This window comes from Microbacterium insulae (assembly GCF_042677065.1).
Classification (GTDB): Bacteria; Actinomycetota; Actinomycetes; order Actinomycetales; family Microbacteriaceae; genus Microbacterium; species Microbacterium insulae.
In genome coordinates this window covers 2599455-2615034 of record NZ_JBHTII010000001.1, presented here as the reverse complement: position 1 = coordinate 2615034, position 15580 = coordinate 2599455, and the positions used below count along the sequence as shown (strand labels likewise).

The 15580-nt window shown below is 70.7% G+C and carries 16 protein-coding genes; 7 read left to right on the top strand and 9 right to left on the bottom strand.

What is annotated here, in order from left to right:
- The first annotated feature begins 40 nt into the window (after nt 1-40).
- Complete coding sequence (locus ACFQ0P_RS12180; protein ID WP_204978950.1) at nt 41-1567, top strand: sensor histidine kinase; 1527 nt, start codon at nt 41-43, stop codon at nt 1565-1567.
- Nucleotides 1564-2220, top strand: coding sequence for a response regulator transcription factor (locus tag ACFQ0P_RS12175; protein WP_204978949.1), 657 nt, complete (start codon nt 1564-1566; stop codon nt 2218-2220). The genes ACFQ0P_RS12180 and ACFQ0P_RS12175 overlap by 4 nt, the downstream gene beginning before the upstream one ends.
- A 76-nt stretch (nt 2221-2296) precedes the next feature.
- Here the strand turns inward: ACFQ0P_RS12175 and ACFQ0P_RS12170 are convergent, their stop codons facing one another.
- The 4 genes from ACFQ0P_RS12170 to ACFQ0P_RS12155 all read right to left on the bottom strand — a co-directional run bounded on the left by ACFQ0P_RS12170 (nt 2297) and on the right by ACFQ0P_RS12155 (nt 6696).
- Nucleotides 2297-2980: a hypothetical protein gene (locus ACFQ0P_RS12170; RefSeq protein ID WP_204978948.1), complete on the bottom strand. Its 684-nt coding sequence runs from the start codon at nt 2978-2980 to the stop codon at nt 2297-2299.
- Nucleotides 2981-3188: 208 nt separating this feature from the next.
- Nucleotides 3189-4544 carry a PhoH family protein gene (locus ACFQ0P_RS12165; RefSeq protein ID WP_204978947.1) on the bottom strand — a complete coding sequence of 452 codons (1356 nt, stop codon included), beginning with the start codon at nt 4542-4544 and terminating at the stop codon, nt 3189-3191.
- A gap of 202 nt (nt 4545-4746) precedes the next feature.
- Complete coding sequence (locus ACFQ0P_RS12160; protein ID WP_204978946.1) at nt 4747-5868, bottom strand: aminotransferase class V-fold PLP-dependent enzyme; 1122 nt, start codon at nt 5866-5868, stop codon at nt 4747-4749.
- Between the two features lie 42 nt (nt 5869-5910).
- The gene (locus ACFQ0P_RS12155; protein WP_378772281.1) at nt 5911-6696 is read right to left on the bottom strand and encodes an isoprenyl transferase; all 786 of its coding nucleotides are present in this window, start codon (nt 6694-6696) and stop codon (nt 5911-5913) included.
- A 112-nt stretch (nt 6697-6808) separates the two neighbouring features.
- On the opposite strand from ACFQ0P_RS12155, the gene trhA reads away from it, so the two are divergent.
- On the top strand, nt 6809-7549 hold the full coding sequence (gene trhA / locus ACFQ0P_RS12150; RefSeq protein WP_204978944.1) for a PAQR family membrane homeostasis protein TrhA: 741 nt from the start codon (nt 6809-6811) through the stop codon (nt 7547-7549).
- A 10-nt stretch (nt 7550-7559) separates the two neighbouring features.
- Here trhA and ACFQ0P_RS12145 read toward each other — a convergent pair whose 3' ends face one another.
- Nucleotides 7560-7904, bottom strand: coding sequence for a hypothetical protein (locus ACFQ0P_RS12145; protein ID WP_204978943.1), 345 nt, complete (start codon nt 7902-7904; stop codon nt 7560-7562).
- A gap of 102 nt (nt 7905-8006) precedes the next feature.
- On the opposite strand from ACFQ0P_RS12145, the gene ACFQ0P_RS12140 reads away from it, so the two are divergent.
- Nucleotides 8007-8399 (top strand): DUF4307 domain-containing protein, encoded by a 393-nt coding sequence (locus ACFQ0P_RS12140; RefSeq protein WP_204978942.1) that lies wholly within the window; start codon nt 8007-8009, stop codon nt 8397-8399.
- A gap of 88 nt (nt 8400-8487) precedes the next feature.
- On the top strand, nt 8488-8979 hold the full coding sequence (gene greA, locus ACFQ0P_RS12135) for a transcription elongation factor GreA (protein WP_204978941.1): 492 nt from the start codon (nt 8488-8490) through the stop codon (nt 8977-8979).
- Between the two features lie 29 nt (nt 8980-9008).
- On the opposite strand, the gene ilvA is transcribed toward greA, so the two are convergent.
- The gene (ilvA, locus tag ACFQ0P_RS12130) at nt 9009-10265 is read right to left on the bottom strand and encodes a threonine ammonia-lyase (RefSeq protein WP_204978940.1); all 1257 of its coding nucleotides are present in this window, start codon (nt 10263-10265) and stop codon (nt 9009-9011) included.
- Entirely contained in the window at nt 10262-11452 is a 1191-nt protein-coding gene (locus ACFQ0P_RS12125) for an AI-2E family transporter (RefSeq protein ID WP_204978939.1), read from the bottom strand. Before ACFQ0P_RS12125 ends, ilvA begins: the two co-directional genes overlap by 4 nt.
- Nucleotides 11453-11552: 100 nt before the next feature.
- Between ACFQ0P_RS12125 and ACFQ0P_RS12120 the strand changes: the two genes are divergently transcribed.
- Entirely contained in the window at nt 11553-12836 is a 1284-nt protein-coding gene (locus ACFQ0P_RS12120) for a winged helix-turn-helix domain-containing protein (RefSeq protein ID WP_204978938.1), read from the top strand.
- On the top strand, nt 12833-13756 hold the full coding sequence (locus ACFQ0P_RS12115) for a hypothetical protein (protein ID WP_204978937.1): 924 nt from the start codon (nt 12833-12835) through the stop codon (nt 13754-13756). Before ACFQ0P_RS12120 ends, ACFQ0P_RS12115 begins: the two co-directional genes overlap by 4 nt.
- On the opposite strand, the gene ACFQ0P_RS12110 is transcribed toward ACFQ0P_RS12115, so the two are convergent.
- Nucleotides 13757-14851, bottom strand: a complete 1095-nt coding sequence (locus ACFQ0P_RS12110; protein WP_204978936.1) for a DNA glycosylase AlkZ-like family protein — start codon at nt 14849-14851, stop codon at nt 13757-13759. It lies immediately after the preceding gene.
- 89 nt (nt 14852-14940) lie between these two features.
- Entirely contained in the window at nt 14941-15510 is a 570-nt protein-coding gene (locus tag ACFQ0P_RS12105; protein ID WP_204978935.1) for a LemA family protein, read from the bottom strand.
- Nucleotides 15511-15580: the final 70 nt, after the last annotated feature.

Genomic DNA, 15580 nt, shown 5'->3' with positions numbered 1-15580 from the left:
CCGCGTGTTGCATCGGGCGGCGGGGCGGGATAATCGCAGAGTGGCACGACCGTCACCCCGCCCGATACCCGCGCGCGTCAGGATCCTGGCCGCGATCCTCGCCGTGGCCTGCGTGGGCCTGGCGATCGTGGGCAGTGTGACCTTCCTCGTGCAGCGCGAGCGCGTGATCGTCGAAGTGGACCACCGACTCGACGCGCAGGTGGACGGACTCCGCACCTTCGCCGATCCCTCGTCAGCGGCCGCCGACGACGGCACGTCCGACTCCCCCACCGGACCGACCACCGCGAGCGAGGTGGTCGACGTGCGGGACTTCACGACGCTCGACGACTTCCTCCGCGCGGCCATCGCCACGTTCGTCCCGGCGCGCAACGAGGGCACGGTCGCGGTCATCGACGGCATTCCGCGCTTCCGGCCCGGCACTCTGTCGGGATTCGACATCTCCGACGACTCCGACTTCATCGCGCGTGCGGTCGAGGAGACCTCGGCCGACGAGACGACGCGCGGGACCATCACGACCGACGAGGGATCGCTGCGTTACATCGCGGTGCCCGTGACGATGCAGGGCGACGACCGGCGCGGGGTCTACATCCGCGCGGTCAACATCGCGGCCGAGCTCGAGCCCGTCACGGCGGCGATGGCCACGTACATGATCGCCGCGGTCGCGGTGCTGGCCGCGATCGGCGTGGTCGGCTGGTTCGTGACCGGCCGACTGCTGTCCCCGATCCGCCAGATGCGCGAGACCGCGGATGCCATCTCCATCACAGACCTCTCCCCGCGCCTGTCGACCGCGGGCAACGATGACATCTCCGACCTCTCGCGGACGGTCAACTCGATGCTCGATCGCATCGAGGGCTCGGTCGACGTGCAGCGTCAGCTCCTGGACGACGTCCGCCACGAGCTCAAGACCCCGATCACGATCGTGCGCGGGCACCTCGAGCTCATGGACCCCGCCGACCCGGGCGACGCCGCGTCCACGCGCGAGATCGGCATCGCCGAACTCGATCGCCTGGCCCGCCTGGTGGAGGACATCGACCTGCTCGCCGCCGCCGAAGGCGACTCCTACTCGATGGGGGACGTCGATCTCTCCGCGCTCACGGCGCGCGTCGGCGAACTCGTCGCCGTCATCCCCGAGCACGACTGGAAGGTGGTGGCGACGGCCGACGGCGTCGTGCGCGGTGACCAGGACCGTCTGCTGCAGGCGTGGCTCCAGCTCGCCGACAACGCCGCGAAGTACACACCCGAAGGCTCGCCGATCGAAATCGGCAGCGCCGTCGACGGCGACGGCGCCCATCTGTGGGTGCGCGACCACGGCCCCGGCATCCCGCCTGCCGCGCGTCACCGGATCTTCCGCCGATTCGACCGCGCGTCGGGCAAGCGCACGGTCGGCGGGTCCGGTTTGGGCCTGGCGATCGTCGATGCGATCATGAAGGGTCACTCGGGGAACTGCGTCGTCACCGACACCCCGGGCGGCGGAGCCACGTTCACGATCCACCTGCCCCCCACCGCCGCCGAGCTGCCCGCTCCGGTCCGGGCGGGCGACGTCCTTCAGCGGGAGACAGCGTCATGACCAGGATCCTGATCGTCGAGGACGAGCCCCGCATCGCCGCGTTCGTCAGCCGCGGCCTCGAGTCTGCCGGCTACGACACGATGGTCGTCGAGGACGGTGCCGAGGCCCTCGCGACGGCCCTGCGGGGCGACGCCGACCTGGTCCTCCTGGACGTCGGCCTGCCGACGATGGACGGCTTCGAGGTGCTGCGCGAACTGCGCGCCCAGGGATCGGTCGTCCCGGTGATCATGCTGACCGCGCGTTCCAGCACGCGCGACACCGTCGAAGGCCTGGATGCCGGAGCCAACGACTACGTGCCCAAGCCGTTCACGTTCGAGGAGCTGCTCGCTCGCGTGCGCTCGCGCCTGCGCGAGACGACGTCTCAGCTCGGCGTATCGGTGACCCACGGCGACGTCGTGCTCGACATCCTTGCGCGCCGGGCAACCGTGGACGGACGCGAGATCGATCTGTCCGCACGCGAGTTCGCGCTGGCCGAGCAGTTCCTGCGCAATCCGGGTCGCGTGCTCAGTCGAGAGCAGCTCCTCAGCCGGGTGTGGGGCCTGGACTTCGACCCCGGCTCGAATGTGGTGGACGTCTACGTCCGCTATCTCCGCGGCAAGCTCGGGTCGGATCACATCATCACCGTCCGCGGAGCCGGCTACCGCTGGGAGTGAGCTCGGAGCGCGAGAAGAAACCCCCGGCGCTGGGGGACGCCGGGGGCTGGGAAGACCGGACTGGGGGATCCGGCCGCTATCGATCGCGCCAAGGGGAGTGGCGCGAGCGGTCCTTCTTCTCGCCGATTCCGGGCGTCTTCGACGACTGGTCGGCGCTCGCTCCCGCAGGCGCGGGGCGGTCCTTGGGCTGCACCGAAACCGCGTCGGCATCCGAATCGGCATCGTTGCGGGTCTGCAGGCGGTCGGCGTCCGTGCCGGCGTCGTTCTGGAGCCGCTCGTTCAGCGCGCGCTCCAGGCGGGCGACGAACGCGTCGATGCGGTCCGCACTCCATCCCTCGCGCTCGGCCCAGGCCCGAACGAGCTCCCATGAACCCGACTTCATGGCCCGCTCGACGGCCTCCTCCTTCGTCGAGGGGCCTGCGGGCGACGAGGGCTGCGGAAGGGCCGGAGCAGGCTCAGCCGGCGTCACGACCTGCGCATCCGGCGCCGGCACGATCTCAGCGGGGGAGGTCTGCGGCGCAACGGGGTCGGGCGTCGTCGGCTCCTGTGGCGCGGCAGACGGCGACGGCTGCGCCGGAGAGGTCGGCGTGGGAGTGGGCACCGGTGCGGGATCTGCGGCTGCTCCGTCTGCGGACGCACCCCCTGCGGGCACGACCACGGGCGCCGCACCGACCGGCGCTCCGGCCGATTCGGCAAGAGCCTGCGAGTTCGTCAGCGCGACCACGCAGATGACCGCAACGCTCGCTGCGACCGTGGCCATGCCACCGATCGCCAGTCGCGTACGACTCTCCACACTCAGCCTCCCGTGCCCCAGTGCCGGGAAAGGGCACCCTTTCCATGGTGACAGACCCCGCGTGGCCCCTCGACGTGTGGGCGTGAGACTTTCCTCATGCGAAAGGGCTCGGCATCACGCGCCGCGCAACGGCAGAGGGGCCGGGATGCGGCATCCCGACCCCTCTGCGAAGCCGTCAGGCCAGCTCGCCCGCCTCGAGCAGATCCGTCACGAGTGCCGCGATCGCCGAACGCTCGGACCGCGTCAGCGTGACGTGCCCGAACAGGCCGTGGCCCTTGAGCGTCTCGATCACGGAGGCGACGCCGTCGTGGCGCCCGACCCGGAGGTTGTCGCGCTGGCCGACGTCGTGGGTGAGGACGACCCGCGAGTTCTGACCCATGCGGCTCAGAACCGTCAGCAGCACGTTGCGCTCGAGCGACTGCGCCTCGTCGACGATCACGAAGGCGTCGTGCAGCGACCTCCCCCGAATGTGGGTGAGCGGCATGACCTCGAGGAGACCGCGCTCCACGACCTCTTCGAGGACGTTGGACGAGACCACCGAACCGAGCGTGTCGAAGACGGCCTGGCCCCACGGGTTCATCTTCTCGGCCTGGTCGCCCGGGAGGTACCCCAGCTCCTGCCCGCCGACGGCGAACAGCGGCCGGAACACGATGATCTTGCGCTGCTGCTGACGCTCGAGCACCGCCTCGAGGCCCGCGCAGAGGGCCAGCGCCGACTTGCCGGTCCCGGCGCGACCGCCGAGGGAGACGATGCCGACCTCGGGGTCGAGCAGGAGGTCGATCGCGATGCGCTGCTCCGCCGAGCGTCCGTGGAGGCCGAAGACCTCGCGGTCGCCCCGCACGAGCTTGAAGGACCCCTCGCCGGTCACGCGGCCGAGCGCGGATCCGCGCTCCGAGTGGATGATGAGCCCGGTGTTGACCGGCAGGCCGCGCACGTCGTCGCTCGCGGCGACCTCGCTCTCGTAGAGGTCGGAGATGTCGTCGCCCGAGACGTCGATCGTGGCGATGCCGGTCCACCCCGAGTCGACCGCCTGCTCAGCGAGGTACTCCTCGGCGATGACGCCCAGCGACGCGGCCTTGACGCGCATCGGCAGATCCTTCGAGACCACGGTGACCTCCTGGCCCTCCGAGGCCAGGTGCATCGCCACGGCGAGGATGCGGCTGTCGTTGTCGCCCAGACGCATGCCCGAGGGCAGCACGCTCGCATCGGTGTTGTTCAGCTCGACGCGCAGCGTTCCGCCCGCGCCGACGGGGACCGGGAAGTCGAGACGACCGTGCTCGACCCGCAGCTCGTCGAGGTGTCGCAGCGCCTGGCGGGCGAAGTAGCCGATCTCGGGGTCGTGACGCTTGCCCTCGAGCTCTGTGATCACCACGACGGGGATCACGACGTTGTGCTCGGCGAAGCGGAAGAACGCCCGCGGATCGCTCAGCAGCACCGACGTGTCGAGAACGTACGTGCGGAGATCCGTGTCGAGATCGTCCGTCTGCTCGATGCGCTGACCGTGCTGCTTCTGTGGTGCTCGTGTGGTCACAACCCACTCCCGCCCCGGGTGGAGAACCCGGCAGTCACGAGTCGACCTGGGTCACGAGTCGTGGTCCGAACGGCCGACTCGAACGGGCGCCTTGCCCGATGTGATGAACGTACGTCGCACCGCGGACATCGGGCGGGCACGACACGCGCGGGATCGTGTCGCGCAGGTTAACTTTGCGGATGCCTCGGCTGAGGCATCCCGCTCACCAGACCCGCGCCGACGAGAACGCGGCGAGCGCGTCGCCGAACAGGCGCAGCGTGTCCGCTCCCGTCCCCACGTGCGGGGCGACGCGCACGAGGCCGGAGCGGACGGTGACCGTGAGGCCGTGGTTGGCGAGCGAAGCGGCGAGCGGGCCGGCGTCCGACGGCGCAGGCGCGAGCGCGACGATCCCCCCGCGCCGCTCCGGCTCACGGGGTGTGACGACGGGAACGTCGTAGCGATCGGCGAAGTACATCACGTCGCCGGTGCGCGCGGCCAGCTCCGCCTCGATCGCGCCGACCCCGGCATCCGCCACCTCCCGCAGCGCGGTCGCGAGCCGTGCCGCGGCGAGCGTGTCGATGCCGCTCACCGTGAAGGCGTCGGCGGATGCCGCGGGCGGGGGCACCTCGTCGAGGGGCAGCCCCGCCTCCGTGCCGCGGTAGCCCGAGAGCACGGGTGCGAGGCGCTCGAGGGCCCGGTCCCCGTACCACGCGAATCCTGTCCCCCGGCCGGCGCGCAGCCACTTGTACCCGTTGCCGCACACCACGTCGGCCGCCGTGTAGTCGGCCTCCATCGTGCCGAAGCCCTGGATGGCGTCGACGATGAGGAGCCGGTCGCCGATGACGTCGCGGATCGCACCGAGATCGGCGCGATACCCGGTCCGGAAGTCCACCAGACTCACCGCGACCGCGCGGGTGTCGTCGGTGAGGACGTCGCGGATCGCGTCGGGGGTGACGAAGCCGGCCTCGGGCTCGATCCACTGGAGATCGATCGAGCCGAGCGCGGCCGCCGCACGTGATGCGGCGACCGTCAGGCTGGGGAACTCCCCCCGCGCCAGCACGAGCCCTCCCGCCAGTCCGTAGATCGCCTGCATGAGTCCGTAGGTCGTCGACGGCTGGAGCACCACCTGGGCGGCGTCGGCACCGATCAGACCGGCGATGAGCTCGCGTGCCTCTTTCACGTGGACGTCGACGAGCTCGATGCTGCTGCGCCGACCCGAGCCGAGCAGCTCGGCGTCGGCGTGCGACTCGGCGCGCACGGCGGGCGAGAGCGGACCGAACGCCGCCCAGTCGAGATACCCCGGCTCCCCGTCGAACGACGCCAGGAAGGGGTCCAGATCCGTCACCCGGACATTCTGGCACGGACGGGTCGTGCGCGGAGGTGCCCGTCAGCTCCCGTAGCGGCGGTCCCGCGTGGTGAAGTCGCGGATCGCGCGGAGGAAGTCCACTTCGCGAAGATCCGGCCCGAGTGCCTCGACGAAGTAGAACTCGGAGTGCGCCGACTGCCACAGGAGGAAGTCGCTCAGGCGCTGCTCGCCCGACGTGCGGATGACCAGGTCGGGGTCGGGCTGCCCGCCGGTGTACAGATGCTCGCCGATCTGCTCCGGCGTGAGGCTCGCGGCGAGCTCTTCGAGCGAGCCGCCCTCTCCGTCGTGCTGGGCGATGATGCTGCGGACCGCGTCGACGATCTCGCTGCGACCGCCGTAGCCGACGGCGAGATTGACGTGCAGCCCGGTGTTCCCCTTCGTCCGGGTCTCGGCTTCGGCGAGCACGCGGGCGAGATCGGGAGGCAGGAGATCGGCGCGTCCGACGTGCTGCACGCGCCAGTCGCGTTCGTGGGAGAGCTCGTGCGCCAGTTCGGCGATGATCTCGATGAGGTCCGACAGCTCTCGCGAATCCCGCTTGCGAAGATTGTCGGTCGACAGCAGGTACAGGGAGACGACTTTCACTCCGACGTCGTCGCACCACTCGAGGAAGTCGCGCATCTTCGCGGCGCCCGCCCGGTGTCCGTGCGCGGCGGAATCGTAGCCGAGCTGCTTGGCCCAGCGGCGGTTGCCGTCGATCATCATCGCGACATGGCGCGGCACGGCCTCGCGCTCGAGGCGCCGCCGGAGCCGATTGATGTAGAGCCGGTAGAGGGGTCCCCTGCCCTCGTTCGACCACGCGCGCGCCACGGTCCAAAGGTACCCCTCGCACGACCCCTCCCCCAAGGTGACACCGGGTCTCATCGATCGCGGGACTCGGTATGTGCCGCTCGGGGCATGCCGCGGGGCCTACCCTTGAGAAATGAGCCGCAGCCGCTTCCGCCGAGGTCCCGACGTCCCGGTCCTCCCGCTCCTGGATGCCGCCGCCGTCGACGCCGCGGCGCCCGAGCTCAAACCGACGTGGCGCGGGTGGATCCACGCGGCGACCTTCCCCGTCGCGATCGCCGCGGGGATCGTCCTCATCGTGTTGGCCCAGGGTGCCCCTGCCAAGTGGGCGTCGGCGGTCTTCATGGCGACCTCGCTCCTGCTCTTCGGCAACTCGGCGCTGTACCACCGCTTCAACTGGGGTCCGACGACCCGGGCGGTGCTCAAGCGGATCGACCACGCCAACATCCTGCTCCTCATCGCCGGCACGTACACCCCCGTCGCCGTGCTCGCCCTGCCGCCCGAGCAGGGGGCGATCCTGCTGATCGTCGTATGGACGGGCGCGCTGCTCGGCATCCTGTTCCGCGTCTTCTGGCTCCACGCACCCCGCTGGCTGTATGTCGCGCTCTACCTCGCGCTCGGGTGGGCGGCGGTCATGTACCTGCCCGACCTGCTGCGCGCCAGCGTGTCGATGATGATCCTCATCGCGGTCGGCGGCGTGCTCTACACGGTCGGCGCGGTCATCTACGCCCTCAAGCGGCCGAACCCGTGGCCGGGCCACTTCGGCTTCCACGAGATCTTCCACGTGTGCACGGTCCTGGCGTTCCTGTGCCATTGGACGGCGTGCCTCATCATCGCCCTCCAGCCGTTCTCGCCGTCGCTCGGCCTCCCCGGCTGAGCAGGGCGGTTCACGCGCGCGGTTCGCGTCCGCCCGCGTCGTCCGGCGCGGGGCCGCCTGCCTCGGGGGCCGAGTCGCCCGCGGCAGCCGAGGCGTCATCGGTCTCGGTCGCCTCGACGGCTCGCGCCGCCTCCGCTTCCGCGTCGAGCTGCTCGTTGATGTCGGCGCGAACGCGTCCGCGGCGGATGCGGCGGTTCATGTCCCACACGAGGAAGATCACGGCGAGCGCCACCAGTGCGATGGCGACGAAGCCGACCACACCGGGGGTGACCGTGTCGGGATCGGGCAGGGACGGCGTCGGGCTGGGCGTCACAGTCGTCGCCGCGCGCGCGACGGCGACGAGCGCATCGTGCATGGGTGGTCCTCGTTCTGCTCCGGACGGGTCGGCGGCCTGGCGTCGACCGCGCCCCGGAGCGCATAGCCTGGAGGTCCAGCCTAATCTTCCGACGGGGCGACGATGACGACACAGGACATGCTCGACGACCGCTACGGGCGCACGCGCTCACCGCGGCGACGCTGGGCGATCGGCGCGGGCATCGCGGTCGCCGCGGTCGTCGTGGGCTTCCTCGCGTGGACCACGGCGCAGAACGCGGCGAACGCGGTCGACGTGGACACCACGGGGTTCGAGGTCGTCGACGACCACTCCGTGAACCTCCGCTTCCAGTTCACCGCACCGGTCGGACGCCCGGTCGCGTGCGCGATCGAGGCCCAGGACGAGGAGCACGGCGTCGTGGGATGGCGGGTCGTCGAATTGCCCGCCTCGGACGAGCACACGAGGGCCGTCAGCGAGACGATTCCCACGACCGCGCCCGCCACGACCGGTTTTGTCAACTCCTGCTGGGTGACGTAGTCTGGCCCGACTGCAGTTCACCCACGCCCTGGCCGCGAGCCGGGGCGTTCGGTTTATCGACCGTCCCCGCAGACCGAAGGAGTCAGCCGTGTCGAACGATGCCCCCGTGACCTTCCTCACGCAGGAGGCCTACGACCGTCTCGCCGCCGAACTCGAGCACCTCTCGACCACGGGCCGCGAGGAGATCGCCAAGCGCATCGAGGCCGCGCGCGAGGAGGGCGACCTGAAAGAGAATGGCGGCTACCACGCCGCCAAAGACGAGCAGGGCAAGCAGGAGGCCCGCATCCGCACTCTGCAGCACCTGCTGAAGACGGCGACCGTGTCGGAGGCGCCCGAGTCGACGGGAGTCGTGGAACCGGGGACCGTGATCACGGCCGTCGTCGCCGGTGGCGAAGAGGTGTTCCTTCTCGGCAACCGCGAGATCGCCGTCGGGTCCGAGCTCGACGTGTACAGCGAGGCCTCCCCGCTGGGTGCGGCGATCCTCGGCCGCAAGGAGGGCGAGACCACCTCGTATACGGCGCCGAACGGTCGCGAGATCACCGTCGAGATCGTCAAGGTGGAGACCTACACCGGCCAGTGACCAGCGGCAGGTCATGAGCCGGCGAGCGCTCAGTCCGGCCTGACCGTGGGAACGTAGCCCGCCTGCTCGAGCACCGAGATGACGTGGGCGCGGTGCTCCTCCCCTCGGGTCTCGACGCTCAGCTGCAGGATCACCTCACTGATCTGCAGTCCCTGGCCGTGGCGCGTGTGCAGCACCTCGATCACGTTGGCTCCCGCCTGCGCGAGGAGCTCCGACACCCGGGCGAGCTGCCCGGGCCGGTCGGGCAGGGGGATCTGGAGGGTCATGTAGCGCCCGGATGCCGCGAGCCCGTGCGCGACCACACGCTGCAGCAGGAGTGGGTCGATGTTGCCGCCGGACAGGACGCTGACGGTGGGGCCGGATGCCTCCACCTTGCCTGCGAGGATCGCGGCGACCCCGACCGCGCCGGCCGGCTCGACCACCTGCTTGGCCCTTTCGAGCAGCACGAGGAGCGCGCGGGCGATGTCGTCCTCGCTCACTGTGACGACGTCGTCGACGAGATCCTTGATGATCGAGAACGGCAGGTCTCCCGGGCGCGCCACGGCGATGCCGTCGGCGATCGTCGGGCGCGTGGCGACCTCGAGCGGATGCCCCGCGCGGAGCGACGACGGGTAGGCCGCCGAGTTCTCGGCCTGAACCCCGATCACCCGCACGGTGCGACCTTCCGCGGCCGCGCGGGCCTTCACGGCGGCCGCGACGCCCGCGATCAGTCCGCCGCCGCCGATGCCCAGCACGATCGTGTCGAGGTCCGGCAGGTCGTCCATCAGCTCGAGGCCGAGAGTTCCCTGCCCCGCGATGACGTCCGGATGGTCGAACGGGTGGATGAACACCGCGCCGGTCCGCTCGGCGAACTCGGCGGCCAGACGCAGCGGCGTCTCGACGGTCGCGCCCTCCAGCACGACGTCGGCGCCGTAGCCCCGCGTGGCCAGCAGCTTGGGGACGGGAACGCCCAGCGGCATGAAGATGGTTGCGGGGATGCCGAGCGACTGCGCGGCGAGCGCCACACCCTGCGCGTGATTGCCGGCGGATGCGGCGACGACGCCGCGGGATCGCTCCTCGGCCGTGAGGCGGGAGAGCCGGTAGGTCGCTCCGCGGATCTTGAACGAGCCCGTCCGCTGCAGGTTCTCGAGCTTGAGGTGCACGGGCACGCCGAGCAGCTCGGTCAGGTGGAGGGACTCGTCGAGCGGCGTGTGCGTGATCGTGCCCTCGAGGACGGCGGCGGCATCCTCGAAGTCGCGGAGGGTGGGAGGCGCCGCGGGCTGTGCGATGGGCGAGGTCGTGGTCATGGGCGGAGTCTCCTCGGGCGCGGAACGGTGCTCCAGATCAGGTCGCCGGTCGGTCTGCGCCCGGTCTCCCACGCGCGTTCGCCCAGGTAGACGGCCACGACATTGACGAAGGCGGCCAGCGGGACGGCGAAAAGCGCGCCCGGGATGCCGGCGATCATCGCGCCGCCCGCGACGACGAGCACGACCGCGAGCGGGTGGACCTTGACGGCGGATCCCATGAGCAACGGCTGCAGGACGTGGCCCTCGAGCTGTTGCACGCCGAGGACCACCGCGAGCATCGCGAGGGCGATCCAGGGCCCGTTGTAGACGAGGGCGAGGAAGACGGCGATCGCTCCGGTGACGACGGCACCGACGATGGGCACGAAGGCGCCGAGGAAGACCAGCACCGCGACGGGGATGGCGAGCGGCACGCCGAGCAGGAACGCGCCCAGGCCGATTCCGACCGCGTCGATGGACGCGACCAGCATCTGCGTGCGGGCGTAGTTGACCACGGTCACCCACCCCGCGCGTCCGGCGCCGTCGGCGGCGGCGCGGGCCTTCTTGGGGAAGAGCCGGAGGGTCCACCGCCAGATCCCCGCACCGTCGGCGAGGAGGCACAGCAGGATGAAGAACGCCAGGATGCCGCCGGTCAGGACGTGCCCGACGGTCGACCCGATCGCGAGCGCCCCCGACCACAGCAGTTCGGCCTGCTCCTGCAGGAACGCCCACCCCTGAGCGAGAAGGTCGTCGATCTGGGTCGCGGTCAGGTGGAGCGGGCCGTCGATGAGGTATGCCCGGAAGCGCTCCACGGCCTCGACGGTGCTGGACTGCACGGACGGCCACTCGCGGGCGACCTGCCAGGCGACGAGCCACAGCAGCCCGGAGACGATCGCGAGGGTCCCGGCCACGGCGATCACGATCGCGAGCCATCGCGGCACGCGGTGCCGCAGCATCCAGCTGAACACGGGCCACAGCAGCGCGGTGAGCAGGATGGCGATGAGCAGAGGGATGACGAGCAGCTTGAGCTGGATGACGAGCCAGATGCCGACGCCGATCGCGGCGGCGACGACGAGGAACCGCCAGGAGTAGGCGGTGGCTATCCGCAGACCGCGGGGCACGCTCGCGGACAGCTCGGTGGAGACGACCCTGCTGCGGTCGCGGAGGGCGTCGAACACCGAGCCGCGGGGCTTGTCGTCGTGGCCGGTCATTCGGCCAGTCTAGGCGCGCCGCATGCCCCGCCGTTCATGCGTCTGACGGCGTGCGGGAGCCGGGACGGCGGTGTCGGAACGGCTCGTTAGGCTGGCGCGCGTGAGGTCTTCCCTGAGTGCCGGAGAGGCACGTCGCATCGCCCTCGCGGCCCAGGGGTTCGCGCGTCCGCGGCCGGCAGACCCCGGCACCCGGCAGCTCAACCTCGTCCTCGCGCGCATGGGGACGCTGCAGATCGACTCGGTGAACGTCTTCGCACGGTCGCACTACATGCCCCTCTTCTCCCGCCTGGGCCCGTACGACACCGATGCCCTCGATCGGCTGCTCTTCGCCCGCCGTCCCTCCTACGTCGAGTACTGGGCCCACGTGGCGTCCTTCATCCCGGCCGCTGACTGGGCGCTCTTCCGGTTCCGCATGCGCGACCTGCGGACGAGGTACGGCAGCAAGCCCGGGAACTGGTACGACAGCCACAGGTCCGTCGTCGGCCAGGTCCGCGCCGAGCTGGCCGATCGCGGACCCCTCCGTGCGGCGCAGATCGAGCATGAGGCCAAGACCGGCGCACGCGGGCCGTGGTGGGACTGGGATGTCGTCAAGAACGCGCTCGAGTACCTCTGGATGTTCGGGGAGGTCGCGATCGCCGGCCGTCGGGGCTTCGAGCGACGGTACGGCCTCGCCGAGCACGTGATCCCTGCCGACGCGCTGACAGCCGACATCCCGCGCGCCGACGCGATCCGCGAACTCGTGAGACGCGCGATGGCCGCCTCGGGGGTCGCGACCGCCGCCGACGTCGCCGACTACTGGCGCATCGCCGACCGACCGTCGGTTCTTCAGGCCCTGTCCGACCTCACCGACGCCGGAGAGGTGCAGCCCGTCGGCGTGGCGGGGTGGACGACGGCGGGGCGTCCTGCGAAGGCTTGGCTGCACCGGGACGCCCGCATCCCGCGTCGCATCGACGCCACGGCACTGCTCACCCCCTTCGATCCCGTCGTGTGGTTCCGCGAGCGGGCCGAGAGGCTCTTCGACTTCGACTACCGCATCGAGATCTACACGCCGCCGGCCAAGCGGCGATACGGCTACTACTCGCTGCCGGTGCTCGTCGACGACGACATCGTCGGCCGGATCGATCTCAAGGCCGACCGCGCGGCATCCACCCTCCGCGTCCAGTCCGCGTGGTGGGAGCCCGGCAGGCCGGCGGATGCCGCAGCCCGCGTGGCCGACGAACTCCGTGCGGCCGCGCGCTGGCAGTCGCTCGAGAGGATCTCCGTCTCGAGCTGGGGCGACGCGGTCGACGACCTCGCCGACGTCCTCCCCGAAGCGACGCGCCATGACGGACGCCCGGGGGTCGACGTCCTCGCCGGCGAACGGGCCGATAGCGTTGGTCTGTGAAGCGCGGCGCAGTCGTCGGAATCGTGGTGGGGGCGGTGGCCGTCGTCGCCGTCGTCGTCGGCGCCGCGGTCTGGTGGTCCTCCGCTCAGCCGCAGACAGTGGATGCCGCGGCACGCGAGTATCTGCGCGCCCTCGAGGAGGGCGATGCCGCCGCCATCGAGTCGCTCCGTGACGCACCGCTCGACGACGTCACGCGGTCCGCTTTCGCGTCTGCCGACGCGTACATCGTCGATCCGCGGATCGCGCGCGTCGACGAGGACGCGGCGAGGGCGGCCGTCACCGCGGATGCGGAGATCGCCGGTGAGCGGCGGAAGATCTCGTTCGCACTCGAGGAGGCGGAGGGCGAGTGGCGGCTGACCGACGACATTCCCGTCGTGCGGATCGAGACCGCCTTCGGCGGCTCCCCCGGCGGTGGCGACTCCGTCTGGATCGGCGACGCGCTCGTAGGGACGGCCGACGACGTGGGTCTGCTCCCGGCCGTCTACACCGTCCGGGCCGCTCCCCGGGGCATCTTGGCCGGCGAGGTGAGAGCGATCGTGGCCGAGACGGGCGCAACGGTGGAGCTCGACACCTCCCTCGCGGCCGACGCCGCGTCGCTCGCGCAGGAGCAGCTCGATGCTTACCTCGACGGCTGCACGGCTCCGGCCGCAGCAGTGCCCGACAACTGCGGCATCCGCGTGCCGTGGGCAGCCGACCTCGCCTCCCTCGAGCGCATCGCGTTCCGCGTCGAGCAGTACCCCGCCCTCCGGCTCGCGGACGACGGAGCGTCCTTCGAGGCCACCGGCGGGATCCTCGTCGCCACCGCCACCGGACAGACCCGCGGCGGCGAGCTCGCGTCGTTCACCTATCGCGCCGAGGACTGGGCCGTGCGCGGCGCGGTACGGTTCACCGGCGACGAAATGGTGCTCTCGGTCGACTGATCACGCTTCCGGCACCCCTCGCGTCTCGAGACCGAGCCAGGTTGCCAGGTCACGGATTTCGCGGTTCACAGCCGCAGCGGTCTCGAGGTCGAACGGCACATCCTCGTGGATCGCGTGAACGGCGAGGACTCCGGCTTTACGGTCCGCCTTCGCGTCGAGCTTTCCCACGAACCGGTCGCCGTGGAGGATCGGAAGGGCGAAGTACCCCCAGCGGCGCTTCGCCGCAGGCTTGTACATCTCGAGGAGGTACTCGTACTCGAAGATCTCTTCGAGGCGTCGCCGATCGAAGACCAGACGGTCGAACGGCGACAGGAGCGCGGTGCGACCGGCGAACGCGTCCAGCTCGGCGACGGCGTGCGGATCGACCCGCCACGTGCCCGCGACCCCTTCGACCACGGCCTCCTCACCCACCGTGCCGACGTCGATCGGCTCGATGGGCTGGGCGAGCCCCTTGGCGCGGCTGATCCCGAGCGAGGTCAGGCGACGCTCGGCGCGCTCCCTCGCCGCGTCCGCGGCGTCGATCTCCTCGGCATCCGGTGGATAGACCCGCTCGGCGATGTCGAACAGACGCCCGGCGGAGTCGCGCCCGGCGATCGCGACCTCGCCGCGGAGCACCAGCATCTCGAGCATCTGGAGGGTGTTGCGGTTGTTCGTCCACCCGGTCGAGCGCCACGACACCTGTGCCGTATCGGGTATCTCGGCGGGGCGCAGCGGACCGTCGGCGCGAAGACGCTCGAGGATCTCCGCCCGGAACACCGCATTGGCCGTGAGCCACTCCCTCGCCTCGCGCGATTGGGGACGCACCGCCATCTCGGGTCTCAGGAGCGGCAGGTCGGCCATCGTGCGGTAGAAGCCGCCCCACTCGAAGACGGCGCGGTCCTCCTCGACCAGTCGCACGAGGTCGGCGGGCTGGTACGGCCAGCCGAGGCGCGACCACAGGATGAGGTCGGCGCTCGGCGCGATCGCGGCCGTCGGCTCGATGTTGACCACCGTGAGAGCGTCGATCGTCTCGACGATGCCCGCCGGCCGTTCGGCCGCGAGCAGTTGCGCCCGAACGGCGATGCGTCGCGCCTGCTCGCGCGTGAGCTCATGCATGGAGCGAGGCTAGCGGGAGGCTCGGACGCTGATGATCCCGCGGACCCGAGCCGCATGAAGGCCGCTTCGCGGCATTGATCCGGCTCGCGTCAGAACTGGACGCGGGGAGGCTCGGAGATGGCGGCGCCGTCGATGACCTCGAAGAACTCCCTCTCCTGGAATCCGAGATTGCGCGCGAAGAGGTTGTTCGGGAAGACCTTGATCTTGGTGTTGAGCTCGCGCACCCCGCCGTTGTAGAAGCGGCGCGACGCCTGGATCTTGTCCTCCGTGTCGACGATCGACTGCTGCAGCTGCAGGAAGTTCTGGCTCGCCTGCAGCTGCGGATACGCCTCGGCCACCGCGAACAGCGACCGCAGCGCCTGCTGCATGTGCCCCTCGGCAACGCCCGCTTCTGCCGGGCCGCCGGCGGTGAGGGTCTCGGCGCGTGCGCGGGTGACGTTCTCGAAGACCGCCTTCTCGTGGGCCGCATAGCCCTTGACGGTCTCGATCAGGTTCGGGAGCAGGTCGGCACGCCTCTTCAGCTGGACGGTGATGTCGCTCCAGGCTTCGTCGACACGGACGTTGAGCTGAACGAGCGAGTTGTAAGTCGCCCACAGGTAGATGCCCGCGATGGCGATCAACGCCACCACGATCACCACCGGGATCAGCACTTCCCACATAACCGTGACTCCGTTCGAGGTTTCCCTCATCCTAGCGACGGGTTCCGTTGGGGCGAACGCCGCTCCGCAC

What these genes read in the sequence shown, in the direction of transcription:
- ACFQ0P_RS12175 (WP_204978949.1), top strand. Translation starts at nt 1,564, where the DNA reads ATGACCAGGATCCTGATCGTCGAGGACGAGCCCCGCATCGCCGCGTTC.
- ACFQ0P_RS12170 (WP_204978948.1), bottom strand. Translation starts at nt 2,980, where the DNA reads ATGGCCACGGTCGCAGCGAGCGTTGCGGTCATCTGCGTGGTCGCGCTG.
- trhA (WP_204978944.1), top strand. Translation starts at nt 6,809, where the DNA reads ATGAGCCGCAGCCGCTTCCGCCGAGGTCCCGACGTCCCGGTCCTCCCG.
- ACFQ0P_RS12145 (WP_204978943.1), bottom strand. Translation starts at nt 7,904, where the DNA reads ATGCACGATGCGCTCGTCGCCGTCGCGCGCGCGGCGACGACTGTGACG.
- ACFQ0P_RS12140 (WP_204978942.1), top strand. Translation starts at nt 8,007, where the DNA reads ATGACGACACAGGACATGCTCGACGACCGCTACGGGCGCACGCGCTCA.
- ilvA (WP_204978940.1), bottom strand. Translation starts at nt 10,265, where the DNA reads ATGACCACGACCTCGCCCATCGCACAGCCCGCGGCGCCTCCCACCCTC.
- ACFQ0P_RS12125 (WP_204978939.1), bottom strand. Translation starts at nt 11,452, where the DNA reads ATGACCGGCCACGACGACAAGCCCCGCGGCTCGGTGTTCGACGCCCTC.
- ACFQ0P_RS12110 (WP_204978936.1), bottom strand. Translation starts at nt 14,851, where the DNA reads ATGCATGAGCTCACGCGCGAGCAGGCGCGACGCATCGCCGTTCGGGCG.
- ACFQ0P_RS12105 (WP_204978935.1), bottom strand. Translation starts at nt 15,510, where the DNA reads ATGTGGGAAGTGCTGATCCCGGTGGTGATCGTGGTGGCGTTGATCGCC.